The following is a 26,093-nucleotide window of genomic DNA, read 5'->3' as shown; positions in this document are numbered from 1 at the left end:
TCCTTTCCTTCCTTCTCGCCTACCGGGTTAGCTGACGGGTTCGGAGCAGGAAGGTCTCCTACGGGCACCCTCTGGCGAAGGCGTCCGATTCACCCCAAGGTGGTGGTTCCCCGGTTCCCTTGGTGCAGTTCGAGATGCTGGAGATGCGTGAAAAGCGCGTGCGGGATTCGGCGTCGGCGCGCGGTGCCGCCTCTTGCGGCGGCTGGGACGACCGCGCTGCGTTATCGGACAGTAATAGAGATCGCAGCGGTTTTCCAAGCCTTCCCGGGAATCCATATGCCTCGCGCACCAGCTTTGGCGTGGTCTTTTCCGGTCACCATGGCCATAAATCGGGCGAGTTGGCCGCACCACCCCGTGCCGCGCCTAAACGATCTCTCGGTGATTGTGCGTCAGTTGTTATGCGGAGGGGTGCCTGCCCCTTACGGAACGTGAAGACAGTAACGTCGGATCATGGTCGTCAACGCCGAGCGCCCTGGACACTCCGAGCGCCCCGGACACTCCGAAAGTCCCGGATACGCCGAGAGCCCCGGACCCGCCGAACGCCTCCGCAACACCGGTCCCGGCCGCCACGGCCGTCCCGGCCACCGCGGTGGCACGACCGGAAGCGCCCAGGACGTGGCGCGGCGGTACCAGGAGTTCTCCTGGCGTGAGGCGCGCGGGCGGTCCGACGCCCACGAGGAGTTGAGCGCACGGATCGGCCAGGACCAGGAGTTGTGCGAGCTGCTGGCGGGGTCGCTGCCGCCCGGCAACAAGCAGCAGCCCCAGCTCCTGCTCGCCGCCGTCCGCCATCTCGACGGCCCGCACGCGGAGCAGGGCCCGCGCGGCGCGGCGGCGTACGGCCGCTGGCGCGAATGGACGATCCGGCACTGGGACCAGGTGCGGGACGTCATCATGCGCCGCGGCACCCAGACCAACGAACCGGCCCGCTGCGCCACCCTGCTGCCGCTGCTCGCCCGGCTGCCCCAGCCGCTGGCCCTGCTGGAGGTCGGCACCTCGGCCGGGCTGTGTCTGCACCCGGACCGCTATCGGTACACGTATGCATACGGATCCGAAGACGGCTACGGGTACGAAGACGGGCACGGATACGGGGACGCGGGCGCGCCGGGTCCCGGCCACCCGGGCGGGCGCGGAACGGGAGCCCACCACCGGGTCGTCGACGCCGGAGCGCACGCCCCGTTCGTCGAAGTGGGCGCACCCGACAGCCCCGTGGTCTTCCCCTGTCAGGTGCAGGCACCGGCGCCGGCAGGGCAGGGACCGCACGTCCCCGCCCGTCTCCCCGAGGTCGTCTGGCGGGCCGGGATCGATCTCGCACCGCTCGACCCGGTCGCCGAGCCGGACGACCTGCGCTGGCTGCGGTCGCTCGTCTGGCCCGGCGACGAGGCGCGGGCGGACCGGCTGTCCGCGGCCGTCGACGCGGTACGGGCGGTGCCGCGGCCGCGGATCGTCCGCGGGGACCTGATCGACGAACTGCCCGCGCTGGCGGCCGAGGCACCGGCCGGGGCGACGCTGGTCGTGTTCCACACCTCCGTGCTGAGCTATCTGCCGCTCGCCCGGCGCGAGGAGTTCGCCCGGCTCGTACGGTCGGTCCTCGACGGGCGGGAGGGCGGCGGGCACTGGGTCTCCCAGGAGCACCACTCCGTGCTGCCGTGGCTCCCCCTGCCCGCGCACCGCACCCCGCGCCCGGACGACCCGCTGCAGCTGACCCTCGCCCTGGACGGGCACCCGGTCGCGCTCACCGGCCCGCACGGACAGAGCTTCCGCCCGCTGTAGTGGGCCCCTGACAGCCCTCCGGCAATCCCTTGTCAGAGCGTCGGCCCGCTGGAGCGCGCCGGGCCGGCGGCCTTGCGCGTACCCCCGCGGGTCGCCGCGCTCTCACTCCCCCATCGGCCGCTGCAGCGCCAGCAGGGCCATGTCGTCCGCCGGGGCCCCGCCGGTGTGCCGGGCGACGTCCTCGATGAGGGCGTCCAGGAGGCTGCCGGGGCCCGGGAAGTGCCGGCCGCGGAGCTTGTCCGCGGGGTCGTAGAAGCGGCCGCGCAGGTCGCGGGCCTCGGTCACCCCGTCGGTGAAGAAGAGGAGCAGCGCGCCGGCCGGGAAGAACGACTCGTCGGAACGGTCCGGCCAGCCCGCCACCTCGCTCATCCCCAGCGGCAGCGCCGGCGCGGCGGGCGTCAGCTCGCACAGCCCGCCGTCCGGGCCCAGCAACAGGGGCGCCGGATGGCCGCGGTTGAGGACCCGCAGCACCGACCGCCCGCCGGCCGGGATCTCGGCCAGGACCGCAGTGGTGAACCCCTCGTACCGGTCGAGCCCCGCGCGCCGCCCGCCCTCCCGTTGCAGTGCCCGCTCCAGCCGGCCGGCCACCGCCTCCAGGGTGGCCTCCTGTTCCGCCGCCTCCCGGAAGGCGCCGATGACGACCACGGCGGCCTCCACCGCCTCCAGGCCCTTGCCGCGGACGTCGCCGACGATCAGCCGTACGCCGTGCGCGGGTGTCCTGCACGGCGTAGAAGTCGCCGCCGATCCGGGCGTCCGCCCGTGCGCCCACGTACCGGGCGGCGACCGCGAGCCCGCCGAGCCGCTCGGGCGGCGCCGGCAGGACGGCCCGCTGCGCGGCCTCCGAGACGTCCCGTACGGACGCCAGGTGGGCGTCGGAGATCCGGACGACGCGGTTGATGGCGAGCGCCAGCAGGGCGACCACGAAGACGGTCGCGATCTCGGTCACCGACTCGTGGGTGTCCTGGGCGGCGCTGCGGTACGTCACCACCATGGACTCACCCGCCATGGCGGCCAGGGCGGTGAGGGCGGTGGCGGGCAGCGAGAAGAGCGGCGCCGCCACCAGCGGGGCGGCGGAGAAGAAAGGGGCGGCGGTATAGCTGGGCGGCGTCGCCATGTCGAACGCGAGGCCGCCGATGATGAGGACGGCGGGGAGCCAGCAGGCCAGGCTCCGGCCCACCGGGGACATCCGCGCCCGGCGCGCCCGGCGCTCCCCGTCGCCCGTGGAGGGCCCGTCGCCCTGCAGCATCCGCACCGGCCTGGCCTCTCCCCGCTCCGCCCGTCCGCCGTACGAGCACCGGCATACCGGCCGCATGCCGACGTCACCTCGACGTCCCCAGGCTGTCCGCTCCGGGACGGCCCGGCGAATCCACGGGGGCCGGACGGGTCGCTGCGGAACGGTTCCGCCGGCCCCGGTCGCTGATCGGCCGTATCAGGGTGGTGGCGCGGTGCGGGGGCGTCCATGGTGAAGCTGACCGCTTGCGCGGGCTCGGGCCGGGCCGCGGCGGTGGTCCTCCCGATCCGGTCCCGCCGAGGTGCGGCAGGCGCCGGGAGGACCGCGGAGGGCCGGTGACGACTGCTGGAGGCTGACTGTGCCATTGACCGAGAGTGTTCTGCTGGCGGCTGATGACGGCCGGCTGGAAGAGGTGTTCCGGGCCGCTCCGGCCGGTGAGGTGCCCCGCGGTCCGATGGAGGGCACCGCGATCCTGGGGGCCGGTACCAGCCTGGTGCAGCCGATCGCGGCACTGGTGCGGCTGGCCGTGTGGCGGGGAAAGGTGTTCAGCCCGGAGGGCGGCTACCTGAGCAACCGGCTCGGGCCGTTCGACACGTTGGCGGTGCTGGCCAGGGTGGCTCCGGGCCCGAGCCTGCTGGACGAGCGGGAGTGCATCGTCATCGACTACTCGCGCACGTCCTTGGTCGCGCGCGAGGTACGCGATGAGATCCGCCAGGTGGAGCCGGGCCTGTACCTGGGCGCGATCTGGCTGTCCGGCGCGTCGAGGATCGGCTGGTTCACCCTCCGCACGCCGGAGACCGACAGGGGTGCGGGCGGTGCCCCGGGCCGACCGGAAGGATGAGCCGGCCCGCCCGGGGCCGGCGTCCGTCCCGACGGCGCAGCACGCGTGGCGTTCCGGACGCCTGGACGTGGTGGATCCGGTATGCGCAGCACCCGCCCCGTTCAGCGGTGACATCCGTGCCCGGCCGGCCCTGCTGCGCCTCGTGGAAAGGCTTGTGACGCCATGACCGGACCCGCCGTACGCCGGCACGCTTTCCGCCGGCACGCCTTCCGGCGCCCCGCCCGGCGCCGCCGGCCGCGCTGGGCCCGGCCGGTGCCGGCGGCCGGCGCCACCCTCGCCGCGGCGTCGGCGGCGGTCACGCTGGCACTGGCCGCCGGCCCGTCAGGCGCACGGCCGGTCACGCCGTCGGGCGGCACGGTGCACGGCGCGGTGACCGGCGCGGGACAGCCGCTGCGCGGGGTGTCGGTGCGGTTGTGGGCGGGCTCGCAAGAGGGCAGCAGGGAGCTGGGCCGGGCCCGCACCGACGCGGCCGGGGCCTTCCGGATCCGGTACGCCCGGCCCGCCGGCGGGGTCCTGTACGTGGAGGCCACCAGCGGGCGCAGGCTGCGGCTGCGGGCGGTGGTCGGGGTCGGGTCCGGTGGCGCCGTCCGGCCGCGGACCCTGGACCGGGTGACGGTCGATGAACTCACCACCGTGGCGGCCACCTACGCGCTGGCGCAGTTCGACAGCGGCCGCCAGGTGGCCGGGCCCGCCCCGGGGCTGGAGAACGCCGCGGCGACCTCCTTCAACCTCGCCGACCCGACGACCGGAAAAGCCGGCCGGGTGGTCACCGGCGCCGCCAACGGTGCCCGCAACGAAACCCTGGCCACGCTCGGCACCCTGGCCGACCTCGTCTCCGCATGCACGACGGACGGCCCGCGGTGCGCGCGACTGCTGCGCCTGGCCACACCCCGCGGCGGCCCCGCCCCCACGGACACGGTGCAGGCCCTGCTGGCCCTGGCCCATCATCCGACCCTCTCCACCGCCGGCCTGTACGCCCTGGCCCGCACCACCGGCGGCCACACCCCCGCGCTCACCGCGCCCCCCGAAAGCTGGCTCCTGGCCCTGCGCTACACCGACACCGATCTGTACGCCCCCGGCCGCATCGCCTTCGACGCACGCGGCAACGCCTGGGCGACCAACAACTGGCTGCCGGGCACCCACACCGCCAGCCGCTACGTCAGCGTCCTGGACCCCACCGGCCACCCGGTCCTCGGCAGCCCCCTCAGCGGCGGGGGGATGAACGGCGGAGCGTGGGGCATCGCCGTCGACCACGCCGGTTCGGTGTGGGCACCCAGCTACGTCACCGGCGCCATGACGAAGTACTCGGCCACCGGCACCCCACTCTCACCCCCCACGGGGTGGGCGAACGGCGGATTCGACCGCCCGCAGGGCGTCGCCGTCGACCAGCGCGGCAACCTGTGGATCGCCAACTCCTTCGGCCTGCGGGGCAAACCGGGTCTGGGCAGCGTCGTCGTCTATCCGCACGGCGACCCCGCCAAGGCCTTCACCCTCCCCCACAGCGGCCTCAACCACCCCTTCGGCCTCCAGATCGACGCCCGCGGCCGGGCCTGGATCACCAACAGCCAGATGGACTTCGGCCAGCTCCTGGACTCCCGCAGAGCCGGTACTCCCGGCCGGCTCGGCGGCAGTGTCACCCTCATCGGACCGGACTTCACGACCCGGACCACCATCAACAGCAGCTCGTTCCAAGGGCCGTTGGGGCTCGCCCTGGACTCCCACGGCAACGCCTGGGTACCCAGCTTCTTCAACAGCACCGTCACCGAACTGCGCCCCGACGGCACCGTCGCGGGCGTCCACCGGCTGGCCCGGACCGTCTTCCCCTGGTCGATCGCCGTCGACGGCTCCGACCGGGTGTGGGTCGCCGGCTTCGGCAACGCCTCGGTGTCACTGCTGTGCGGCGAGAACCTGACCGCCTGCCCGCCCGGCGCCACCACCGGCACCACCCTGTCCCCCGCCACGGGCTTCCACCACAAGGCGATCCAGCACCTGACCGCGGTACAGATCGACCCCTCGGGCAACGTATGGCTGGCCAACAACTGGTCCGCGCTCCTGCCGCCCACCGGCGGGGTGGGCCTGGTCCAACTCATCGGCGCGGCCACCCCCGTCTGCACGCCCCTGACCCCCCAGCCGGTACGCCCCACGGCCACCGCCCAGCACCCCTGCCCGCAGCAGCCCGCCCCGGACCCGTCCGCCGGCCGGGCACCCGGCACCACGAGCCCCCACCGCTACACCGTCCGCCCCGGCGACACCCTCGGCAGCATCGCCGCCACCCACGGCACCACCTGGGCCCACCTCTACCGCACCAACACCGACACCCTCGGCACCGACCCCGACCGGATCCTCCCCGGCCAGGTCCTCGGCCTCGACTGACCCCCGACACGCCGGTGCGGCACGTACGGCAAAACGGAACGCCCCGGCCGGGGAATTCCGGCCGGGGCGTGGAACCGCACCTCAGGCGACGTGTCCTGGGGTGTTCCGGTGGGCCATCAGGGGCTCGAACCCTGAACCAATGGATTAAAAGTCCACTGCTCTGCCAATTGAGCTAATGGCCCGCACCGAGCAGCATAGCCCGAGGTCGTGCCGCAGCCCGAAGGCATTACCGAACGGCCAGGTCACAGGGGTGCCGCGGGCCGTGCGGCGGCCCCTCGGGCGGGGCGGTGCGACCGTACAACGCACCGGGCCCGTACGGCACTTGCGTGCGTACGGGCCCGGTGGTGAGCGGCGTCGGTCAGCGATCAGCCGTTGCGCTTCCAGCGCGGCTTGTCCTCGCGGCGGCCGTAGGAGCCGGCGGTGGCGCCACGGTGGTCGTCGCGGCGGCCGTAGGGGCGGTCACCGCCGGAGCGGTGGCCACCGGAGGAGGGGCGGCCGCCGGAGCGGTCATCGCGGTTGAAGGGCCGGTCGCCGCCACCGGAACGGTAGCCGCCGGAGCGGTCGTCGCGGTGGAACGGGCGGCTCGGGCGGTCGTTGCGGTCGCGGTTGAAGCCCCGGTCGTTGCGGTCGCGGTTGAAGCCGCCGCGGTCGTCCCGGCGGAAGCCACCGGAGCGGTCGTCACGGCGGTCACGGTCGAAGGACCGGCCACCGGAACGCTCGTCACGGTTGAAGCCACCACGGTCGTCGCGACGGTCGTCACGACGGTCCCGGCGCTCGAAACCACCCCGGTCGTCGCGGCGGTCACGGTCGAAGGAACGGCCACCGGAGCGGTCGTCACGACGGTCGAAGGAACGGCCGCCGGCACGGTCGCCGCGGTCGTCCCGGCGGAAGCCACCACGGTCGTCACGACGGTCACGGTCGAAGGACCGGCCACCGGAACGCTCGTCACGGTTGAAGCCACCACGGTCGTCGCGACGGTCACGGCGCTCGAAGTTGCCCCGGTCGTCGCGGCGGTCGGAGGCGGCCGGGCGACGCTCGTCGGCGGCGCTCCGCTCGGCGGCCTCGGCCTCGGCGGCGACCTCCGCCGCGGTGGTCTCGGCGGCGGCGGCCAGCACCTCGGCCGGGTCCTCACCGCGCTCGCGGGCGGCCCGCGCGGTCAGCCGGTCGGCGTCCTCGCGCAGCTCGGCGGCCCGGCGCTGCAGGCGCTCCAGCTCACGGGTGAGCTGGGCGACCTCGCGCTCGGCCTGCTTGGCGGAGTTGTTGGCGGACTCGGCCTGGACCTCGGTGAGCGAACGGGCGCCGGTGATCCGGGCGACGTCCTCGTCGAAGACGCCGGAGCCGACGATGTGCCGGGAGGCGTCCACACCGGCGTCCTCCATCAGGCGGAAGATCTGCCGGCGCTGGTGGGGCAGCGAGAGCGAGACGACCGTGCCGGACTGGCCGGCGCGGGCGGTACGGCCCGAGCGGTGCAGGTAGTCCTTGTGGTCACCGGCCGGGTCGACGTTGAGGACCAGGTCGATGCCGTCGACGTGGATGCCGCGGGCCGCGACGTCGGTGGCGACCAGCGCGTTGACGTAGCCGTCCTTGAAGTCCGCGAGCACCCGGGTGCGCGCGCCCTGGGTCATGCCGCCGTGCAGCGCGTCGGCCTTCACGCCGGACTCGACGAGCAGCTCGGCGATGCGGTCGGCGCCCAGCTGGGTGCGGACGAAGATGATGGTGCGGCCCTTGCGGGCGGCGATGGCGGCGGTGACCGGCGCCTTGTCCTTCGGCTTCACGACCAGGACGTGGTGGGTCATGGTGGTGACGTTGCCCTGGGCGCTGTCGACCTCGTGGCTGACCGGGTCGGTCAGGTAACGCTTGACCAGCGTGCCGATCTCGTTCTCCATCGTGGCGGAGAACAGCATCCGCTGACCGCCGGACGGCACCTGGTCCAGCAGCTCGGTGACCTCGGGCAGGAAGCCCAGGTCGGACATCTGGTCGGCCTCGTCGAGGACGGCGACCTGGACGTCCTCCAGGGAGCAGGCGCCGCGGTTGATGATGTCCCGCAGCCGGCCCGGGGTGGCGACGAGGATGTCGACGCCGCGCTCCAGGGCGTAGATCTGGTTGCCCATGGACGTACCGCCGCAGACGACCTTCATCTTCAGGCCGAGCACGTCGCCGTAGGGCTGGAGGGCGTCCGCGACCTGCATGGCCAGCTCACGGGTCGGCGTGAGGATGACGGCGCGCGGCTTCTTCTTCTCGGTGCGGCCGTCGGCGAGCCGGGCCAGGGTGGGCAGACCGAAGGAGAGGGTCTTGCCGGAGCCGGTGCGGCCGCGGCCGAGGATGTCCTTGCCGGCCAGCGCGTCCGGGATGGTCGCGGCCTGGATCGGGAAGGGGACCGTCACGCCGTTCTGCGCGAGCTTGCGCACGACGCCCTCGGGGAGGCCGAGGTCGGCGAAGGTGATGGCGTCGGCGTCGGCGTCGGCCTGGGCGTCCGCCGCGGCTTCGGCGTCGGACGTGTCCGTGGCCTCGGTCACCTCGGCGGCCGGCCGCTCGTCCTGCTCGTCGTGTGCGGGCATGACGGACTGATCAGTGGAAATGGACATGCGAAATGCGAAACCTTCCGGAGTCTCGGCACGCGCCCAAACTCCGTGTGTTTCACAACGACCGCCTCAATGCGGTCAGCCACGGCAAGGGAGAGAACGCGCCACGCGGCGCGCTTCTGTTCTGGCGCCGGGCAAATGGGATCAAACGATCTACCACCATACGCACTCCTCCCCCGGATGGCAAATGAGCCGCTGACCAGGGCTTTCGGGCCGGGCTCTGGGTCCGCCCGGTCCCACCCCGCGCCTTTCGGCCCACTTCTCCGCCTCCGCTCCCCCTTGTGAGCTCCGCCTCAGGCCCCCTCGTCCATGGTGCCCGGGTCCCCGGCTCCCCCGGTTCGGCCAGCGACGACATCGGCGAGACCGGGGACGGCCCGGACGCCTGCGCGGTCGGCGGGGGTGCCGGGGTGCTCGGCGGCGGGGTCGGGGCGGCGGTGGGGGTGCTGGGGGGCGTGGGGGTCACGGGCGGGGAGGACGGCCGGGCGGAGTGGGACGGCGAGGGGCCGGCGGGTCCGTGCGGTCCGCCGTAGCCACCGCTGTCGCCCGCGCCGGGTTCCGGGCCCGAGGGCTCCACCGGACCGGGGGTCGTCCCGGCCTCGGACGCCTTCGGCTTGGCGGACTTCGACTTCTTGCCCGGCTTCTCGTCCCCGTCGGCCGGGCGGGCCCCGCCGTTGCGGCCCAGCTGCCGCGCTCCGGCGCCGCGCCCGTCGGCGGTCGGCCCGCCGGGTCCGGGCCGCGCGCCCTTGCCGTCGTGCCGCGCGGCGCCGCCGGACGGCTTGGGCTCCCCCGGGTCGCTGACGCTCATGCAGCCGGCCAGGGACGCGGCCAGCGCGGTGACGGTCGCGGCGGCGACGGCGACCCGGGACAGCGCCCGGCCGGCCGGCGACCGCGGGACGGACGGCTGCGCGGCCGGCGACCGGGAGGCGCACGGCTGCACTGCGGGCGGCTGCGGCGACGGCACCGGTGGCTCCGGTGGCCGCGCCACCACGGGGGCGGACGGCGGTGTCGGGGACGGTGAGGGGCGGTAAGGGCTCGGGCGCACGGCGGGACCTCCGGATCCGGAGCGCAGGGACGGCGGCACGGACGCCCTGCCCAACTCCCGCCCCCCGCTTGAGGACACGCGCCCCGCGCCGCCGATCACGCCGGGGCGCCGCCGCGACTCAGCCGTAGCCGAGCGAATGCAGCCGGGCGTCGTCGATGCCGAAGTGGTGCGCGATCTCGTGAACGACCGTCACCTCCGCCTCGGCGACCACGTCCTCACGCGTCGCGCACATCCGGAGTGTCGGCCCCCGGTAGATCGTGATCCGGTCCGGCAGCACGCCCGCGTACCACTCGCCCCGGTCGGTCAGCGGCGTCCCCTCGTACAGCCCGAGCAGCTCGGGTTCGTCGGCCGGCGGCTCGTCCTCGACGAAGACCGCCACGTTGTCCATCAGCCGGGTGAGCTCCGGCGGGATCCGGTCCAGCGCCTCGGCGACCAGTTCCTCGAACTCCTCGCGCGTCATTTCCAGCACACCACCATTCTCCGCCACCGTTCCCCGCCTCCGATCGTCGCCGCCCGCCCGAAATCCCGCACCACCACTCGAGTCGCCGCACCCTGATTGACGGCCGCCGCCTCCGGGCATACGGGGCCAATGGCCCGTGCTGAGCGCTCCCGGACATCGGCCCCCGACCCACCGCGAAACCCCCTGCTCCGGTGGCTTCCCCGCCCGTTCCGCCCGCCGTGGCGTCCGGGCCGGGACCGGCCGCGCGGCGTATCCCCGCCGCCCGGAGCCGTCCGCCGCCCCTCCCGCTTGTGCCGTACGGAACCCGCCGTCGGCCCCCTCGACCCGCCGCGCCCGCTGGCCCGTTCGCTCGGCCTGATAGCCGTGGCCGCGCTCGGCTCCTGGCTGGGGCTGATCCTCATCGGCACCGTGCACGCCCCCGTCGGCCCGATGGACACCAGCATGGCCCTGCGCCCCTCATTGACCGGCGGGACCCGGATCGACGTCGCACCGCTCGGCGACCTGGAGCTGAGCAGCCACTACGCGCCGCTGCGGCTCGACGTCGACGTCGACCGGCTGGACCCGGTCCGCTCGCAGGCGCTGGTCTCCCACCCCGAACGGTTCGCCGGCCTGCAGGACGAGGTCGCCCATGACGTCACCCGCGGCGCCCTCGGGCTGGCGGTGCACTCCTGCCTCGCCGTGGCCGCCGGCGCCACCGCGCTGGGCCTGGTCGTCTACCGCCGCCCGCGCCGCGCGCTGGCCGCCGGCGGCCTGGCGCTCGCCCTGCTCGGCGCCTCCGCCGGCACCGCGTACGCCACCTGGAACCCGGACTCCGTCCTGGAGCCGAAGTTCTCCGGACTGCTGTCCTCGGCCCCGTCCGTGGTCGGCAACGCGCGCAACATCGTCAGCGAATTCGACGTGTACCAGAAGGAGTTGGCCCGGCTGGTCACCAACGTCACCAAGCTCTACGACGCCACCTCGACGCTGCCGGCGTACCAGCCCGACCCCAGCACCCTCCGCGTCCTGCACGTCTCCGACATCCATCTGAACCCGGCGAGCTGGCAGATCATCGCCTCCCTGGTGAAGCAGTACCGGATCAACGTGATCGTCGACACCGGCGACACCATGGACCACGGCTCGGCCGCCGAGAACCACTTCCTCGACGCGGCGTCCACGCTCGGCGCGCCCTACGTGTGGGTGCGCGGCAACCACGACTCGCGCACCACGCAGAGCTACCTGTCCGGCCGCCGGCACGTCACCGTCCTCGACAACGGCCGGGTGGTCCGGGTCGCCGGGGTGCGGATCGCGGGCACCGGCGACCCGCAGTTCACCCCGGACCGCTCGGTCGTGGCGGCCGGGGACGGCGCCGAGCGAGCCGCCGGCCGCCGGCTCGCCGACGTGCTGCGCACCGAGCGGCTGGCCGGGACGCCGGTCGACCTCGCGCTGGCGCACAACCCGGCCGCCGCGGCGGAGACCGACGGGCTGGTCCCGCTGGCGCTGGCCGGCCACATCCACCACCGCGAGAACACCACGCTGCCCGGGGGCACCCGGCTGATGGTCGAGGGCTCCACCGGTGGCGGCGGGCTGCGCGCGGTGCAGAACAGGAAGCCCGCCCCGGTCCAGGCGTCGGTGCTCTATCTGGACCGCAGGACCAAACGGCTGCAGGCGTGGGACGAGATCACCCTGGGCGGGCTGGGCCTGTCCCGCGCCGAGGTCAGCCGCCACCTCCCGCGGGAGAACCAGCCCGGCGCCACGCCGGCGCCGACCCGCTCCGCTCACCCGTCCGGCCCGCACGCCGGGCCGTCGGCCGGCCGCTCACCGGGGCCTTTTTCGCGGCCGACCAGGACCCCTTCCGACGGCTCCGGGTAAACCGTTTTGGCGAACGGTCCTCCCATCCCATATGCTTCTCACGTCCCCGACGGCGCCGGTAACGACGCCAAGGAGGCCACCAGCCCTCATCGTCTAGTGGCCCAGGACGCCGCCCTTTCAAGGCGGTAGCACGGGTTCGAATCCCGTTGGGGCACGCATTACCGTGTGTGAGAATGGTTCAGGCCGCTTTCACGCAATGCAAGGTCCTGTGGAGCAGTTTGGAGTGCTCGCCACCCTGTCAAGGTGGAGGCCGCGGGTTCAAATCCCGTCAGGACCGCTGCGGCTGGGTAGCTCAGTTGGTACGAGCGATCGCCTGAAAAGCGATAGGTCGCCGGTTCGACCCCGGCCCCAGCCACACCCATTGGACGAAGGCCCCGGTTCCCCGAACCGGGGCCTTCGTCGTTCCACCACCCGGCAGAATCCGTTCCGCAGCCCTCCGCCGCTCAGCCGTCCGCCGCATGGGCCGCGCCGGTCTCGCGGCCGCCCGGGTGGCGGTGGCGCCAGACCCAGAAGACCGTGCAGGAGAGCACCGACCAGCCGGCCAGCACGAGGGACGGGAAGGCGTGCTGGTGGCCGCCGAAGTAGACCGCGGTGTGCTGGGCGTTGACCGAGGCGCCCGGCGGGAGCCAGCGGCCGATGTGGCCGAGGACGGACGGCAGCAGCGGCCAGGAGACCGCGCCGCCGGAGGAGGGGTTGCCCAGCAGCACCATCAGGCCCCAGGTCGGGATCATGGCCCAGCGCCCGATGAGGGTGTTGAACATGGTGAAGACCATGCCGGAGGTGAACATGGTCAGGGCCAGGATCAGCCAGGACTCCAGGAACGGCAGCCGCAGGGCGCCCAGCCACCAGTCGACCACCGCCGCGATGGCGAACGCGCCGAGGAGCGCGTAGACGATCGTGCAGGCGGTCCGCTCGGCCGGGTTGAGGGCCCGGGCGTGCACGCTGAGCTGGATCGCGCCGACGAAGCCGATGATCACCGCGGCCAGGGAGATGTAGAAGAGGGCGAGACCGCGCGGGTCGCCCTTCTGGAGCGGGGTGATGTCCCGGATGCGGACGTCCACGCCGGTCGCCCGGCCGACCCGGGCGCCGGATTCGGCCAGCAGCTGGGCCACCGTGGCGCCCGAGGCGCCGGAGACGTCCAGTTCGACACCGCGTCCGTGCGCGCGCAGGACCGCGAACTCGCGCTGGTCGTCGATGGCCGCGCGGGCCGCGCCGTACGAGGGGTACTCGGTCAGCCGGAGCGAGGCGTGCAGGTCCTTCTCCATCCCTACGGCGAACGCCTTCACCTGCGGGGCGGAGGGGGAGCCGACCACCGCGGTGGGGATGTGCCGCGGCGCCGGGTTGGCCATGGCGTAGGTGTACGAGCCGGCGAAGAGGCCGGCGGCCGCGGCGAGGATGAAGACCAGCACGGTGGCGGGGAAGAACGGGGACCTCTTGTAGGCGGCCCACTTCTCCGCGCCGGTCCGCGGCCGGCCGTGGACACCGTGCGGGGGCGGGGCGTCCTGGTGGGGTCCCTCCTGGTGGGACGCGTCGGGTTCGCCCTGGGGGCCGGGGTCGCCGCGATCGTCGGACATGCGCACACGCTAAGCCACTGATGTCAGACATTCCCGTACAAGAGGCCGCATGCGGGCGGGCACCCGGCCGGGCCGGCAAATGGTTCGCCAGTCCTTCACCCGAGGTGAGATCCTGGGGGACGTATGTCCAGTCAGCCTGCCTCCGCCCTGCCCGACGGCATCTCCTCCACCCCGCCCGGCACCGCTGCTCCCACCCTCCCCGCGCTGAGCGCACGCCTGCCCGAGCTGATGCTGCGCGACGCGCAGCGGCTGGGGCGCCGGCTCGACGGCGCGCGCCGGATCCGTAAGCCCGAAGCCCGGGCGGCCGTGCTCGCCGAGATCGCCGACGGCATCGACGAGGCCGAGCTGCGGGTCGCCCAGCGGCGGGCCGCGCTCCCGGAGATCACGTATCCGGAAGAGCTGCCGGTCAGCCAGAAGAAGGACGACATCCTCGCGGCGATCCGCGACCACCAGGTCGTGATCGTGGCCGGCGAGACCGGTTCCGGCAAGACGACCCAGATCCCGAAGATCTGCCTGGAGCTCGGCCGGGGCGTGCGCGGTCTGATCGGGCACACCCAGCCGCGCCGGATCGCGGCCCGTACGGTCGCCGAACGCGTCGCGGAGGAGCTGAAGACCCCGCTGGGCGAGGTGGTCGGCTGGAAGGTCCGCTTCACCGACCAGGTCGGCGCCGACACCCTCGTCAAGCTGATGACGGACGGCATCCTGCTCGCCGAGATCCAGACCGACCGCGAGCTGCGCCAGTACGACACGATCATCATCGACGAGGCGCACGAGCGCAGCCTCAACATCGACTTCATCCTCGGCTATCTGGCGCAGCTGCTGCCCCGGCGCCCCGACCTGAAGGTCGTGATCACCTCCGCGACCATCGATCCGGAGCGGTTCGCGCGGCACTTCGGCTCGTTCGCCACGGTCGGGGCGGCGGACGCCACCGCGGACGACGGCGACGCGGCCCCCGGCGCGCCGATCGTCGAGGTGTCCGGCCGTACGTACCCGGTGGAGGTGCGCTACCGCCCGCTGCTGGAAGAAGGCGGCCAGGACGCGGACCGCGACCAGATCACCGCGATCTGCGACGCGGTGGACGAGCTGCAGGCGGAGGGGCCGGGCGACATCCTGGTCTTCCTCTCCGGCGAGCGGGAGATCCGCGACACGGCGGACGCGCTCAACAAGAAGCAGCTGCCGCAGACCGAGGTCCTGCCGCTGTACGCCCGGCTGTCGCACGCCGAGCAGCACCGCGTCTTCCAGCGCCATACCGGCCGGCGGATCGTGCTGGCCACGAACGTCGCCGAGACCTCGCTGACCGTGCCGGGCATCCGGTACGTCATCGACCCGGGCATGGCCCGGATCTCCCGCTACAGCTACCGCACCAAGGTCCAGCGGCTGCCCATCGAGCCGGTCTCGCAGGCCAGCGCCAACCAGCGCAAGGGCCGCTGCGGCCGGACCAGCGACGGCATCTGCATCCGGCTGTACTCCGAGGACGACTTCCTCTCCCGTCCCGAGTTCACCGACGCGGAGATCCTCCGGACGAACCTGGCCTCCGTCATCCTGCAGATGACCGCGGCCGGCCTCGGTGACATCGAGAAGTTCCCGTTCATCGATCCGCCGGACCGCCGCAACATCAAGGACGGCGTGCAGCTCCTCGAAGAGCTCGGCGCGCTCGATCCGCGGCAGAAGGACCCGAAGAAGCGGCTCACGCAGACCGGGCGCAAGCTGTCCCAGCTGCCGGTCGACCCGCGGCTGGCGCGGATGGTGCTGGAGGCGGACCGCAACGGCTGCGTCCGCGAGGTCATGGTCATCGCGGCCGCGCTGTCCATCCAGGACCCGCGCGAGCGGCCCTCCGACAAGCAGCAGCAGGCCGATCAGCAGCACGCCCGCTTCAAGGACGAGACCAGCGACTTCCTGGCGTTCCTGAACCTCTGGCGCTATGTGCGCGAGCAGCAGAGGGAGCTGTCCTCGTCGGCCTTCCGCCGGATGTGCCGCAACGAGTTCCTGAACTACCTGCGGATACGCGAGTGGCAGGACATCTACTCCCAGCTGCGCACGGTCGCCAAGACGATGGGGATCCATCTGAGCGAGGAGGACGCGGCACCGGACCACATCCACACCTCCCTCCTCGCTGGTTTGCTTTCGCACATCGGCCTGAAGAACGCAGGGCTGGAGGGCGGGAAGGAGGGGACCGCCAAGAACGAGTACCTCGGCGCCCGGAGCGCCAAGTTCGCGGTCTTCCCCGGCTCCGCGCTCTTCAAGAAGCCCCCGCGCTGGGTGATGTCCGCCGAGCTGGTCGAGACCTCCCGGCTGTGGGCGCGGGTGAACGCGAAGGTCGAGCCGGAGTGGATCGAGCCGCTCGCCCAGCACCTGGTCAAGCGCACGTACAGCGAGCCGCACTGGGAACAGAAGATGGCCGCGGTGATGGCTTACGAGCGGGTCACGCTCTACGGCGTGCCGATCGTCGCCCAGCGCAAGGTCAACTACGGCCGGATCGATCCGGAGACCTCGCGCGAGCTGTTCATCCGCAACGCCCTGGTGGAGGGCGATTGGCGCACCCACCACCAGTTCTTCCATGACAACCGCAAACTCCTCGGCGAGGTCGAGGAGTTGGAGCACCGCGCCCGGCGCCGCGACATCCTCGTGGACGACGAGACGCTCTTCGACTTCTACGACCGGCGGGTCCCCGACCACGTCGTCTCCGGTGCCCACTTCGACTCCTGGTGGAAGACCAAGCGCCGGGACGAGCCGGAGCTGCTGAACTTCGAGCACTCGATGCTCATCAACGAATCCGCCGAGGCCGTCACGAAGGACGACTACCCGGATTCCTGGCGGCAGGGAAAGCTGAAGTTCAAGGTCACGTACCAGTTCGAGCCGGGCGCGGACGCGGACGGCGTGACCGTCCACATCCCGCTGCAGGTCCTCAACCAGGTCGCCTCCGACGGCTTCGACTGGCAGATCCCGGGCCTGCGCGAGCAGCTGGTGACGGAGCTGATCCGGTCGCTGCCCAAGCCGATCCGGCGCAACTACGTGCCGGCGCCGAACTTCGCGGCCCGCTTCCTGGACTCCACGGTGCCGCTGCAGGGCTCCCTGACGGCCTCGCTGGCCGCCGGGCTGCAGCGGATGGTGGGCGTGCCCGTCGACCCGGCGGACTTCGACGTGGCCAAGGTTCCCGACCACCTCAAGATCACCTTCCGGGTGGTCGACGAGCGGCGGCGCAAGCTCGCCGAGGCCAAGGACCTGGAGGCGCTGCGGCACAAGCTCAAGCCGAAGACCCAGGAGGCCATCTCCAAGGCCTTCGAGCAGGCCGCCGAACGGCCCGGCCGGGCCCGCAAGGGCGGCGGGCCGCGGCCGACGAGGCGGCGCCGGCCGGCGTGGAGCAGCGCACCGGCCTCACGTCCTGGACGATCGGCGCGCTGCCGCGCACGGTCGAGACCCGGCGGGCGGGCCAGCCGCTGAAGGCGTATCCGGCGCTGGTGGACGAGGGCGGCAGCGTCGCGGTCCGGATCTTCGACACCGAGGCCGCGCAGCAGTCGGCGATGTGGGCGGGCACCCGCCGCCTCATCCTGCTCAACATCCCCTCCAACCCCGCCAAGTTCGCCCAGGACAAGCTGAGCAACCAGCAGAAGCTCGCGCTGTCCCGCAATCCGCACGGCTCGATCGGGGCGCTCTTCGACGACTGCGTGACCGCCGCCGCGGACCGCCTGATCGCGGCGCGGGGCGGCCCGGCGTGGGACGAGGAGTCCTTCCGCAAGCTGTTCGACGCCGTCCGGTCCGACCTGGTGGACGTCACGCTGCGGACGATCCAGCAGGTGCAGGAGGTGCTGGCCGCCTGGCAGGCGTGTGAGCGCCGGCTGAAGGAGACGTCCTTCCCCTCGCTGCTGCCGTCGCTGGCGGACGTCAAGGAGCAGCTGGCACAGCTCATCAAGCCCGGCTTCGTGACCGCGCACGGCGCCAAGCGGCTGCCGGACCTGATGCGCTATCTGATCGCCGTCGACCGCCGTCTGACGCAGCTGCCGACCAACGCCGAGCGGGACCGCACCCGCATGGCGAAGGTGAAGGAGATGCAGGACGAATACGCCTGGCTGCTGGAGCAGTTCCCGCCGGGCCGTGCGGTGCCGGCCGAGGCCCGCGAGATCCGCTGGATGATCGAGGAGCTCCGGGTCAGCTACTTCGCGCACGCCCTGGGCACCGCGTACCCGGTCTCCGACAAGCGGATCATGAAGGCGGTGGACGCGGCGGTGCCCGCCTGAAGGGCGGGCACCGGCATCGAGTTCGACCGCACCCCCTGACCTGCTGTACAGTCTTGCTTCGCAGCCCGCCGCAAGCGGAAAGCGAAACGCAAGGTCCTGTGGAGCAGTTTGGAGTGCTCGCCACCCTGTCAAGGTGGAGGCCGCGGGTTCAAATCCCGTCAGGACCGCTTTTTTACGGCCCGTATCCCCTGGGGATGCGGGCCGTACTGCTGTCCGGAGAGGCCGCGCCCGCGGCGCAGCCGCCACCGGAGACCGCAAATCCCCTCAGGACCGCAGCTGTTCGGCCCGCATCATCCTTCTTCGATGCGGGCCGTTCCGCGTTCGCGTGCCACGTTCGCGGGCGCCGTGCATGTCCGCCGTCCGCCGCGTGCCGTGCGCCGGTCCGGTGCCCGCCCGCCGCTGCCGCCGTTCGCGCGCCGTCGGCTGCGGGGGGTGACTGCTTTGCTGCCCGCTGTATTGACGGGACCTCCTGGCGCCGGTACTCACTTGGGGAGGTTGTGGGGGCCGGGGAGGTATGCGCGATGACGACTGCGGTACGACACGAAACCAGGGCGCTGTTGCGAGCCCATCTGGCCGCGGCCACGGGCTACCGCCATCTGACGCGGCACTGCCCCATCTGCCATCAGCTGCTGCGGCTCGCCATGGAGCCGCACACGGCCCGCTCCGGGCCCGCCACGCCGCCGTCCGCACCCGCTCCCGCCCCGGCCCCCGCGCCGGCCGTCAGCGAGCCGCCGGCGGCCGAGGACAAAAGTCCCGCGCCGCGGTGACCAAGGGCGCCTGCACGACGTCTTGTCCGGTGGCAGTGTGGGGAGTGGAAGGACCTCGCGGTAGGGGGCAACTCCCCTACCGCAGCGGGCGGATCGCTACAAGCAGCGCGCCGTGTGACGGGAGTCACCGAACAAGTTTCGCCGGGTAGGGAACTTACACCCGCCCTACAACGGGTCAATTTAATATGTGCAATTGCACCACCCTCCAGGCGCATCGAATGCCCTTTCCCGGAGTCACTCCTGAAGGCCCCCGGAGGGCCCCTGAAGGCACCGTGCGCGCCGCCGGGCGCCGGCCCCGGCGCCAGGTGGCCCGAGCCTCCTGACCGGCCCTGGAGCGGCCGTACACAAAAAAAATCGCGCTGGACCCGGCGGAGTCCAGCGCGATCGGTGACGTACCCAGGTGGAGCGGGTGTGGGCCTGTTGGGTCAGGCGCCGCGTCGTATGAAGCTGTGTGAAGCGTGGTGGAGCAGGTCGAGCCTGGTGCGCGAAGTGGGCGTTTTCGGGTTGGGGGCCCCGAAAACGGCCTGGCTACGCGGCTTTTCAGGCCTCGCTGCGCTGCTGCGGAATACCCGCCAGCAGTGCGCGGACCTCAGCCTCGCGGTAACGCCGATGCCCTCCGAGCGTGCGGATGGACGTGAGCTTGCCTGCCTTGGCCCAGCGGGTGACCGTCTTGGGGTCGACACGGAACATCGTGGCAACCTCGGCAGGGGTCAGCAGCGGCTCGGCGTCAGGGGTGCGAGCGGTCATGAGCGGCCTCCTCGGGAGAACCGAACCATCACGGTTCTTTCCTCTAAATTCTGCACCTTGACCCACGTTGCCCGAAATGGCGGACGCGGGCCGAGTCGGTTATAGGACGAACGGCTTGTCCTCGGCACTACAACTACACCATCTGTCCAGCCACGTCGGCCAAACCGATGGAATTGCCCTCTCAGGTGTTCAACCTCGGCGGATGCCGATGGACCGTGCCATAGCGGACAGTCACACCGCCGTGACGATCAGTCACAACGGGCTCAGCCGCCACGAGACCCCTCAAGGACCGCAATACCGATCTATCCGCCCTTAGTTGGACGGAAGGAGCCCGGGTCGGGCTCCTTGTCCTATTTTGGCACGAGGAAGAGGCTTGCTAGCAAGACCCGAAGTCAGTGCTTTAGGTCACGCTTGAGGCAATCGCCCGGTTAAGGACCTACGTCCCTTACCGCCCGACCACCGTGAAGCGAGCACCGTACGACAGCACCGTGAACTCGGGAAAGCGTTCGGGCGGTCAGCTCGAGAACTGACGTTCGCGGACCGCGCGCCACCGCTGGGAGAGCTTCTCGTACGCGGCACCGGCCCGCTCGCCGTCCCCCTCGCGCAGCGCCGCCAGTCCCTCCGCCACCTCGGCGGCGGAACGGTCCTCGGCGAGCTGCCCCTCGGGCACCGCGTGCACCAGCCCTCCGTAGTCCAGCTCCACGAGCGAGCGTGGGTGGAATTCCTCGAGCCAGCGCCCCACATCTACCAGGCCGTCGATCAGCGGCCCTCTTCCAGGGCGCTCCGCAGCGTCCGCAATCCGCGCGCGACCCGCCGCCTGGCCTGCACCATCGGCGTGCGGTAACGCAGCACGGCCCCCTGGTCACCCTCCGTGTACTCCCGCTCGGCGTCGTCGAAGAGGACGAACCAGCGGACCGGGACGTGCCAGGTCGCGCCGCGGATCCACGGCCGGGCGTCGGGGTTGCGTTCGCGCCACCGCTCGTAGTCGGTGGCAGCCTGCCGGCGCACCACCGGGGGCAGCGCCGCGTCGAGCACCGCCGCCGGCAGCAGCTCCTCCAGCCCCTCCAGGGCCTGCCAGCCGCGCAGCCGGGTGCGCCAGGGGCAGACGCACACGACCTCGTTCACCACCGCGACGAAGGCGTCCGCGCTCTCGTGGACCGGGACCGGCACCGGCGGGGTCGGCAGCAGGTCGGCCAGCGCCCGGCGCTGCTCGTCCTGGGCGGTGGGGGTGTCCTCCCGCTTGGCGTAGCGCGCCCAGTGGGAGCGCTCCGGCTCGGGGAACGCTGCCAGCGGCTCGTAGACCCGCAGGTATGCCATGTACGGGACCTGCACCGATGACGCCAGGGCCACACCCGCTCCTTACGAGGAAGTCCACCGCCCGAGGACCCGCCGCACGGCGTGCCCGACACGCCCGAGGGCCTCCGACCGGCCTGCGATACGACCAGATCGTCCCACGTCCGTCCCCCGGGAGAGGGTGATCCTCGGCACCTGACCGATCAACCGCCGCCGCAGGTCTTACGCTCTTCCCAACCGGCCCTCCCCACCCGTAGGAGGGCGTCCTTCGCGACTTATGGGAGTCACCACCGTGACTGACGTACGTCCGGCCCCCGCCGGCACCGACGGCGGCGTTCTGCACACCCTGTTCCGATCGGAACAAGGGGGCCATGAGCAGGTCGTTCTCTGCCAGGACCGGGCCAGTGGCCTGAAGGCAGTGATCGCCATCCACAGCACCGCGCTGGGTCCCGCGCTCGGCGGCACCCGCTTCCACGCCTACGCCTCCGAGGAGGAGGCCGTGCTGGACGCCCTGAACCTGTCGCGCGGCATGTCCTACAAGAACGCCCTCGCCGGGCTGGACCACGGCGGCGGCAAGGCCGTGATCATCGGCGACCCCGATCTGATCAAGACCGAGGAACTCCTGCTCGCCTACGGCCGGTTCGTGGCCTCGCTCGGGGGCCGCTACGTCACCGCCTGCGACGTCGGCACGTACGTCGCCGACATGGACGTGGTCGCCCGCACGAACAAGTGGACCACCGGCCGCTCCCCCGCCAACGGCGGCGCCGGCGACTCCTCCGTCCTGACCGCGTACGGCGTCTTCCAGGGCATGCGCGCCTCGGCGCAAACCCTCTGGGGCGATCCGACGCTGCGCGGCCGCAAGGTGGGCATCGCCGGCGTGGGCAAGGTCGGCCACCTCCTCGTCGAGCACCTCCTCAAGGACGGTGCCGAGGTCGTGATCACGGACGTCCGCGCCGACGCGGTGGCGCGGGTCCGCGCCGAGCACCCGCAGGTCACCGCGGTCGCGGACACCGAGGCGCTGATCCGCACCGAGGGCCTGGACGTGTACGCGCCGTGCGCCCTGGGCGGGGCGCTCAGCGACGACTCGGTGCCGGTGCTCACCGCGAAGGTGGTGTGCGGCGCGGCCAACAACCAGCTCGCGCACCCCGGTGTCGAGAAGGACCTCTCCGACCGCGGCATCCTCTACGCCCCCGACTACGTCGTGAACGCCGGCGGCGTCATCCAGGTGGCCGACGAACTGCACGGCTTCGACTTCGACCGCTGCAAGACCAAGGCGGCGAAGATCTTCGACACCACGCTGGCGATATTCGCTCGTGCGAAGGCGGACGGTATCCCGCCGGCGGCGGCCGCCGACCGGCTGGCCGAGCAGCGGATGGCGGAGGCGCGGAGGAGCTGACCGAAGGTTCCGGCCAGGGCGGCCGGAAACACCACCTTGCGCGGCCCGCCACGGCCGGTCGGGGAGACATCCCTCACCACCCGTCGGCGGGTCGCCGTACGGGACAGGTTAAAATCGCAGTTGACCAGCGGGGACGGGGCACCCTGCGGGTCGTGCCGAGCGGCGGGTGATGCGGGCGACGTACCGTATGGCCGCGGAAGCAGGTACCGTTAAAGCTCTACGGGCCGGTCTCTCTGTCGAGAGCCCGCTCTGATCCATGAACGCGTGTCAAGACTCTGGGGCCATCGAGCCCCGTCACTGAGGGGGTCGACCCATGGGGCGCGGCCGGGCCAAGGCCAAGCAGACAAAGGTCGCCCGCCAGCTGAAGTACAACAGCGGTGGGACGGATCTCTCAGCACTGGCCAGCGAGCTGGGTGCAAGTACGGCACCGTCGAGCCAGCAGCCTCCGAACGCGGAGCCGTTCGAGGATGCCGAAGACGACCCGTACGCACGGTACGCAGAGCTGTACAACGACGACGATGACGAGGATGAGGGCGACTCCTCACAGCAGCGTCGTCGTGCTTGACGTTCTGCGCGCTCGCGGCACCCGCTAGCAGCATCACGGACCCGGTCCTGGGCATTGCCCGGGCCGGGTTTTGTGCTGCCCGGAACGAGAGCGTCCGGGCGCCGGCCCGTCGGGAACCGGCCGTACCGGTCCACCGGAGGTGCGCCGCAGCGGCGGCCGCACCGGTGGGTCCCGGTGCGGCGGCCGGTCCGCTCAGGCGGCGTAGTCACCGGTCAGGGTCACCGCGTCGGCGTGGTCGCCGCGCTCGACGATCTCACCGCTGACCCAGGCGTCCACCCCGCGGTCGGCGAGCGTGGTCAGCGCCACGTCCACCGACTCCTGCGGGACGACGGCGATCATGCCGACGCCCATGTTCAGGGTCTTCTCCAGCTCCAGGCGCTCGACCGAGCCGGCCGTGCCGACGAGGTCGAAGACCGGGCCCGGCGTCCAGGTCGCGCGGTCGACGGTGGCGTGCAGTCCGTCCGGGATGACCCGGGCGAGGTTGTTGGCCAGTCCGCCGCCGGTGATGTGCGAGAAGGCGTGGACCTCGGTCGTGCGGGTCAGCGCCAGGCAGTCCAGCGAGTAGATCTTCGTGGGCTCCAGGAGCTCCTCGCCCAGCGTCCGGCCGAACTCGGCGACTTCCTGGTCGAGGGCCATCCCGGCCCGGTCGAAGAGGACGTGCCGGACCAGGGAGTACCCGTTCGAGTGAAGTCCGGACGAGGCCATCGCGATCACCGCGTCGCCCGTACGGATGCGATCGGCGCCCAGCAGCCGGTCCGCCTCGACGACGCCCGTGCCGGCGCCGGCCACGTCGAACTCGTCCGCGCCCAGCAGGCCCGGGTGTTCGGCGGTCTCGCCGCCGACCAGCGCGCAGCCGGCCAGCACGCAGCCCTCGGCGATGCCCTTGACGATCGCCGCGACCCGCTCCGGGTAGACCTTGCCGACGCAGATGTAGTCGGTCATGAACAGCGGCTCGGCGCCGCACACGACCAGGTCGTCGACGACCATGCCGACGAGGTCGTGGCCGATGGTGTCGTAGACGCCCATCTTGCGGGCGATGTCGACCTTGGTGCCCACGCCGTCGGTGGCCGAGGCCAGCAGCGGGCGTTCGTAGCGCTTGAGGACGGAGGCGTCGAAGAGGCCGGCGAAGCCCCCGAGCCCACCGACGACCTCGGGGCGGGTGGCCTTCTTCACCCACTCCTTCATCAGGTCCACGGCGCGGTCGCCGGCTTCGATGTCGACGCCCGCGCTCGCGTAGCTGGCGCCGGAAGGTTCAGCGGACATGGCTGAGAACTTTCGTGTCGTGTGTGTACGAGCTCTACGGGCGACGCAGCGCGTCGGCCCCGCCGACCCCGGCGGTGAGCGTCTGGACGCCGTCCACGTCGGACTTCGTCGGTGCCGCGGTCTCCGACTCCAGGAGGTGCTTGCCCAGCAGCTCCGGGTCGGGCAGCTCCATCGGGTACTCGCCGTCGAAGCAGGCGCGGCACAGGTTCGGCTTGGCGATCGTGGTCGCCTCGATCATGCCGTCGATGGAGATGTACGCGAGCGAATCGGCGCCCAGCGACTTGCCGATCTCCTCCACGCTCAGCCCGTTGGCGATCAGCTCCGCGCGGGTGGCGAAGTCGATGCCGAAGAAGCACGGCCACTTGATGGGCGGCGAGGAGATCCGGATGTGGACCTCGGCCGCACCGGCCTCGCGCAGCATCCGCACCAGCGCCCGCTGGGTGTTGCCGCGGACGATCGAGTCGTCGACGACGACCAGCCGCTTGCCGCGGATGACTTCCTTGAGCGGGTTGAGCTTGAGGCGGATGCCGAGCTGGCGGATGGTCTGCGAGGGCTGGATGAAGGTCCGGCCGACGTAGGAGTTCTTGACCAGGCCGGAGCCGTAGGGGATGCCGCTGGCCTCGGCGTAGCCGACCGCGGCGGGGGTGCCGGACTCCGGTGTCGCTATCACCAGGTCCGCGTCGGCGGGCGCCTCGGCGGCCAGCTTGCGGCCCATCTCCACGCGGGAGAGGTAGACGTTGCGGCCGGCGATGTCGGTGTCCGGGCGGGCGAGGTAGACGTACTCGAAGACACAGCCCTTGGGGCGGGCCTCGGCGAACCGGCTGCTGCGCAGGCCGTCCTCGTCGATGGCGACCATCTCGCCGGGCTCGATCTCCCGGATGAAGCTGGCGCCGACGATGTCCAGGGCGGCGGTCTCGGAGGCCAGCACCCAGCCGCGCTCCAGCCGGCCGAGGACCAGCGGGCGGATGCCCTGCGGGTCGCGGGCGGCGTAGAGCGTGTGCTCGTCCATGAAGCAGAGCGAGAAGGCGCCCATGACCTTGGGCAGGACGCGCGGCGCGGCCTCCTCGACGGTCAGCGGCTTGCCGTCCTCGTCGACCTGGCCGGCGAGCAGCGCGGTCACCAGGTCGGTGTCGTTGGTCGCCGCGACCTGGGTCGCGCGGCCGCCCTCGCGGGGCAGCGCGGCGACCATCTCGGCCAGCTCGGCGGTGTTGACCAGGTTGCCGTTGTGGCCGAGCGCGATGGAACCGTGCGCGGTGGCGCGGAACGTCGGCTGGGCGTTCTCCCACACCGAGGCACCGGTGGTGGAGTAGCGGGCATGGCCCACGGCGATGTGGCCCTGGAGGGAGCCGAGGGAAGTCTCGTCGAAGACCTGGGACACCAGGCCCATGTCCTTGAAGACGAGGATCTGGGAGCCGTTGCTCACCGCGATGCCCGCGGACTCCTGTCCACGGTGCTGCAGCGCATACAGCCCGAAATAGGTGAGTTTGGCGACCTCTTCACCCGGAGCCCAGACACCGAAGACGCCGCAAGCGTCCTGGGGGCCCTTCTCACCGGGGAGCAGGTCGTGGTTGAGTCGTCCGTCACCACGTGGCACGCCCCCGAGTCTAGGGCAGGTCGCGGATTCATCCGAACCGGGGATGGCCGCGGATCTGGATGAGTGCATGAACGGGACATGAAGCGTGCTTGACGTGGTCACGGCCACGCGGACAGGATTTCTGCCCATGCAGACCCCGCAGCCCTTGGCGCACCTGGTGTGTTGCCGGGCGCCCCGCTCCGCGCAGCGCCTGGTGCGCCGCCGCCACGTCGACCTCGGTCGCGTCGCGAGCGCGATCTGTCGCTGAGCACCAGCAGCGTAGCTGCGGGTGACGACGGGCCCCGCGAATTTCCCGGGCCACCCCACTGAGCTGGCCTTTCGCCACGCCGTCGCCCTACCTGCCACCCACCGGAATGTCGCTTCAGTCCCGTACGCACCACCTGCCGTACGGGCGCCCCGGCGTTCCGGTGTGAGATACGCGACGCCTCTCCGCCCGCCGCCGTCCCCGGGGGCCCGCGCGCCGCGCCCCGCCCCGAGACGACCACTCTGGAGAGCCGACCCCATGCCGTCCG

At 72.2% G+C, this 26,093-nt stretch carries 16 protein-coding genes, 5 tRNA genes, 3 pseudogenes and 1 riboswitch; of the genes and pseudogenes, 15 read left to right on the top strand and 9 right to left on the bottom strand.

What is annotated here, in order from left to right; all coding sequences use genetic code 11:
* Position 1: 1 nt before the first annotated feature.
* A riboswitch (cyclic di-AMP (ydaO/yuaA leader) is annotated at positions 2 to 144 on the bottom strand.
* Positions 145 to 450: 306 nt separating this feature from the next.
* On the top strand, positions 451 to 1,770 hold the full coding sequence (locus OJ254_RS10375; protein ID WP_265362113.1) for a DUF2332 domain-containing protein: 1,320 nt from the start codon (positions 451 to 453) through the stop codon (positions 1,768 to 1,770).
* Between the two features lie 102 nt (positions 1,771 to 1,872).
* Here OJ254_RS10375 and OJ254_RS10370 read toward each other — a convergent pair.
* A pseudogene (locus OJ254_RS10370) lies at positions 1,873 to 2,956 on the bottom strand (PP2C family protein-serine/threonine phosphatase).
* A gap of 403 nt (positions 2,957 to 3,359) precedes the next feature.
* On the opposite strand from OJ254_RS10370, the gene OJ254_RS10365 reads away from it, so the two are divergent.
* Entirely contained in the window at positions 3,360 to 3,842 is a 483-nt protein-coding gene (locus OJ254_RS10365) for a hypothetical protein (protein WP_265362112.1), read from the top strand.
* Positions 3,843 to 4,004: 162 nt separating this feature from the next.
* Positions 4,005 to 6,215: a LysM peptidoglycan-binding domain-containing protein gene (locus tag OJ254_RS10360; RefSeq protein WP_265362111.1), complete on the top strand. Its 2,211-nt coding sequence runs from the start codon at positions 4,005 to 4,007 to the stop codon at positions 6,213 to 6,215.
* 109 nt (positions 6,216 to 6,324) lie between these two features.
* Here the strand turns inward: OJ254_RS10360 and OJ254_RS10355 are convergent.
* Positions 6,325 to 6,397 (bottom strand) — tRNA-Lys (locus OJ254_RS10355).
* Between the two features lie 183 nt (positions 6,398 to 6,580).
* The gene (locus OJ254_RS10350; protein WP_265362110.1) at positions 6,581 to 8,800 is read right to left on the bottom strand and encodes a DEAD/DEAH box helicase; all 2,220 of its coding nucleotides are present in this window, start codon (positions 8,798 to 8,800) and stop codon (positions 6,581 to 6,583) included.
* A 278-nt stretch (positions 8,801 to 9,078) separates the two neighbouring features.
* Between OJ254_RS10350 and OJ254_RS10345 the strand changes: the two genes are divergently transcribed.
* Both OJ254_RS10345 and OJ254_RS10340 read left to right on the top strand, forming a co-directional pair.
* Positions 9,079 to 9,327, top strand: a complete 249-nt coding sequence (locus tag OJ254_RS10345) for a hypothetical protein (protein WP_265362109.1) — start codon at positions 9,079 to 9,081, stop codon at positions 9,325 to 9,327.
* A 273-nt stretch (positions 9,328 to 9,600) separates the two neighbouring features.
* Positions 9,601 to 9,825, top strand: coding sequence for a hypothetical protein (locus OJ254_RS10340; protein WP_265362108.1), 225 nt, complete (start codon positions 9,601 to 9,603; stop codon positions 9,823 to 9,825).
* A 132-nt stretch (positions 9,826 to 9,957) separates the two neighbouring features.
* On the opposite strand, the gene OJ254_RS10335 is transcribed toward OJ254_RS10340, so the two are convergent.
* Entirely contained in the window at positions 9,958 to 10,308 is a 351-nt protein-coding gene (locus OJ254_RS10335) for a metallopeptidase family protein (protein WP_265362107.1), read from the bottom strand.
* Between the two features lie 120 nt (positions 10,309 to 10,428).
* Between OJ254_RS10335 and OJ254_RS10330 the strand changes: the two genes are divergently transcribed.
* From OJ254_RS10330 to OJ254_RS10315, 4 genes are all read left to right on the top strand, one after another.
* Complete coding sequence (locus OJ254_RS10330; protein WP_265362106.1) at positions 10,429 to 12,147, top strand: metallophosphoesterase family protein; 1,719 nt, start codon at positions 10,429 to 10,431, stop codon at positions 12,145 to 12,147.
* Between the two features lie 82 nt (positions 12,148 to 12,229).
* A tRNA-Glu gene (locus OJ254_RS10325) sits at positions 12,230 to 12,301 on the top strand.
* A 48-nt stretch (positions 12,302 to 12,349) separates the two neighbouring features.
* A tRNA-Asp gene (locus tag OJ254_RS10320) sits at positions 12,350 to 12,424 on the top strand.
* Between the two features lie 4 nt (positions 12,425 to 12,428).
* Positions 12,429 to 12,502: transfer RNA gene (locus tag OJ254_RS10315), tRNA-Phe, on the top strand.
* A gap of 88 nt (positions 12,503 to 12,590) precedes the next feature.
* Here OJ254_RS10315 and OJ254_RS10310 read toward each other — a convergent pair.
* Positions 12,591 to 13,721 carry an ABC-2 transporter permease gene (locus OJ254_RS10310; protein ID WP_265362105.1) on the bottom strand — a complete coding sequence of 377 codons (1,131 nt, stop codon included), beginning with the start codon at positions 13,719 to 13,721 and terminating at the stop codon, positions 12,591 to 12,593.
* A gap of 123 nt (positions 13,722 to 13,844) precedes the next feature.
* Here OJ254_RS10310 and hrpA point away from each other — a divergent pair.
* The 3 genes and pseudogenes from hrpA to OJ254_RS10295 all read left to right on the top strand — a co-directional run bounded on the left by hrpA (position 13,845) and on the right by OJ254_RS10295 (position 18,723).
* Positions 13,845 to 17,956: pseudogene (gene hrpA / locus OJ254_RS10305) on the top strand (ATP-dependent RNA helicase HrpA).
* A gap of 92 nt (positions 17,957 to 18,048) precedes the next feature.
* Positions 18,049 to 18,123 (top strand) — tRNA-Asp (locus OJ254_RS10300).
* 354 nt (positions 18,124 to 18,477) lie between these two features.
* On the top strand, positions 18,478 to 18,723 hold the full coding sequence (locus tag OJ254_RS10295) for a DUF6274 family protein (protein WP_265362104.1): 246 nt from the start codon (positions 18,478 to 18,480) through the stop codon (positions 18,721 to 18,723).
* A 540-nt stretch (positions 18,724 to 19,263) separates the two neighbouring features.
* Here the strand turns inward: OJ254_RS10295 and bldC are convergent.
* Both bldC and OJ254_RS10285 read right to left on the bottom strand, forming a co-directional pair.
* The gene (gene bldC / locus OJ254_RS10290) at positions 19,264 to 19,470 is read right to left on the bottom strand and encodes a developmental transcriptional regulator BldC (RefSeq protein WP_003949541.1); all 207 of its coding nucleotides are present in this window, start codon (positions 19,468 to 19,470) and stop codon (positions 19,264 to 19,266) included.
* Between the two features lie 514 nt (positions 19,471 to 19,984).
* A pseudogene (locus tag OJ254_RS10285) lies at positions 19,985 to 20,820 on the bottom strand (DUF8083 family protein).
* 220 nt (positions 20,821 to 21,040) lie between these two features.
* On the opposite strand from OJ254_RS10285, the gene OJ254_RS10280 reads away from it, so the two are divergent.
* Both OJ254_RS10280 and OJ254_RS10275 read left to right on the top strand, forming a co-directional pair.
* The gene (locus OJ254_RS10280) at positions 21,041 to 22,159 is read left to right on the top strand and encodes a Leu/Phe/Val dehydrogenase (protein ID WP_265362098.1); all 1,119 of its coding nucleotides are present in this window, start codon (positions 21,041 to 21,043) and stop codon (positions 22,157 to 22,159) included.
* 313 nt (positions 22,160 to 22,472) lie between these two features.
* The gene (locus tag OJ254_RS10275; RefSeq protein WP_261956911.1) at positions 22,473 to 22,724 is read left to right on the top strand and encodes a DUF3073 domain-containing protein; all 252 of its coding nucleotides are present in this window, start codon (positions 22,473 to 22,475) and stop codon (positions 22,722 to 22,724) included.
* 192 nt (positions 22,725 to 22,916) lie between these two features.
* On the opposite strand, the gene purM is transcribed toward OJ254_RS10275, so the two are convergent.
* Together purM and purF are read right to left on the bottom strand one after the other, a co-directional pair.
* Positions 22,917 to 23,987, bottom strand: a complete 1,071-nt coding sequence (gene purM / locus OJ254_RS10270; RefSeq protein ID WP_265362097.1) for a phosphoribosylformylglycinamidine cyclo-ligase — start codon at positions 23,985 to 23,987, stop codon at positions 22,917 to 22,919.
* 34 nt (positions 23,988 to 24,021) lie between these two features.
* Positions 24,022 to 25,581 carry an amidophosphoribosyltransferase gene (gene purF, locus OJ254_RS10265; RefSeq protein WP_265362096.1) on the bottom strand — a complete coding sequence of 520 codons (1,560 nt, stop codon included), beginning with the start codon at positions 25,579 to 25,581 and terminating at the stop codon, positions 24,022 to 24,024.
* Between the two features lie 127 nt (positions 25,582 to 25,708).
* On the opposite strand from purF, the gene OJ254_RS31570 reads away from it, so the two are divergent.
* The gene (locus OJ254_RS31570; RefSeq protein ID WP_362146486.1) at positions 25,709 to 25,828 is read left to right on the top strand and encodes a putative leader peptide; all 120 of its coding nucleotides are present in this window, start codon (positions 25,709 to 25,711) and stop codon (positions 25,826 to 25,828) included.
* Positions 25,829 to 26,093: the final 265 nt, after the last annotated feature.

The organism is Streptomyces endophytica, assembly GCF_026153355.1.
GTDB classification, from domain to species: domain Bacteria; phylum Actinomycetota; class Actinomycetes; order Streptomycetales; family Streptomycetaceae; genus Streptomyces; species Streptomyces endophytica.
This window is presented reverse-complemented; position numbering and strand designations above follow the sequence as displayed.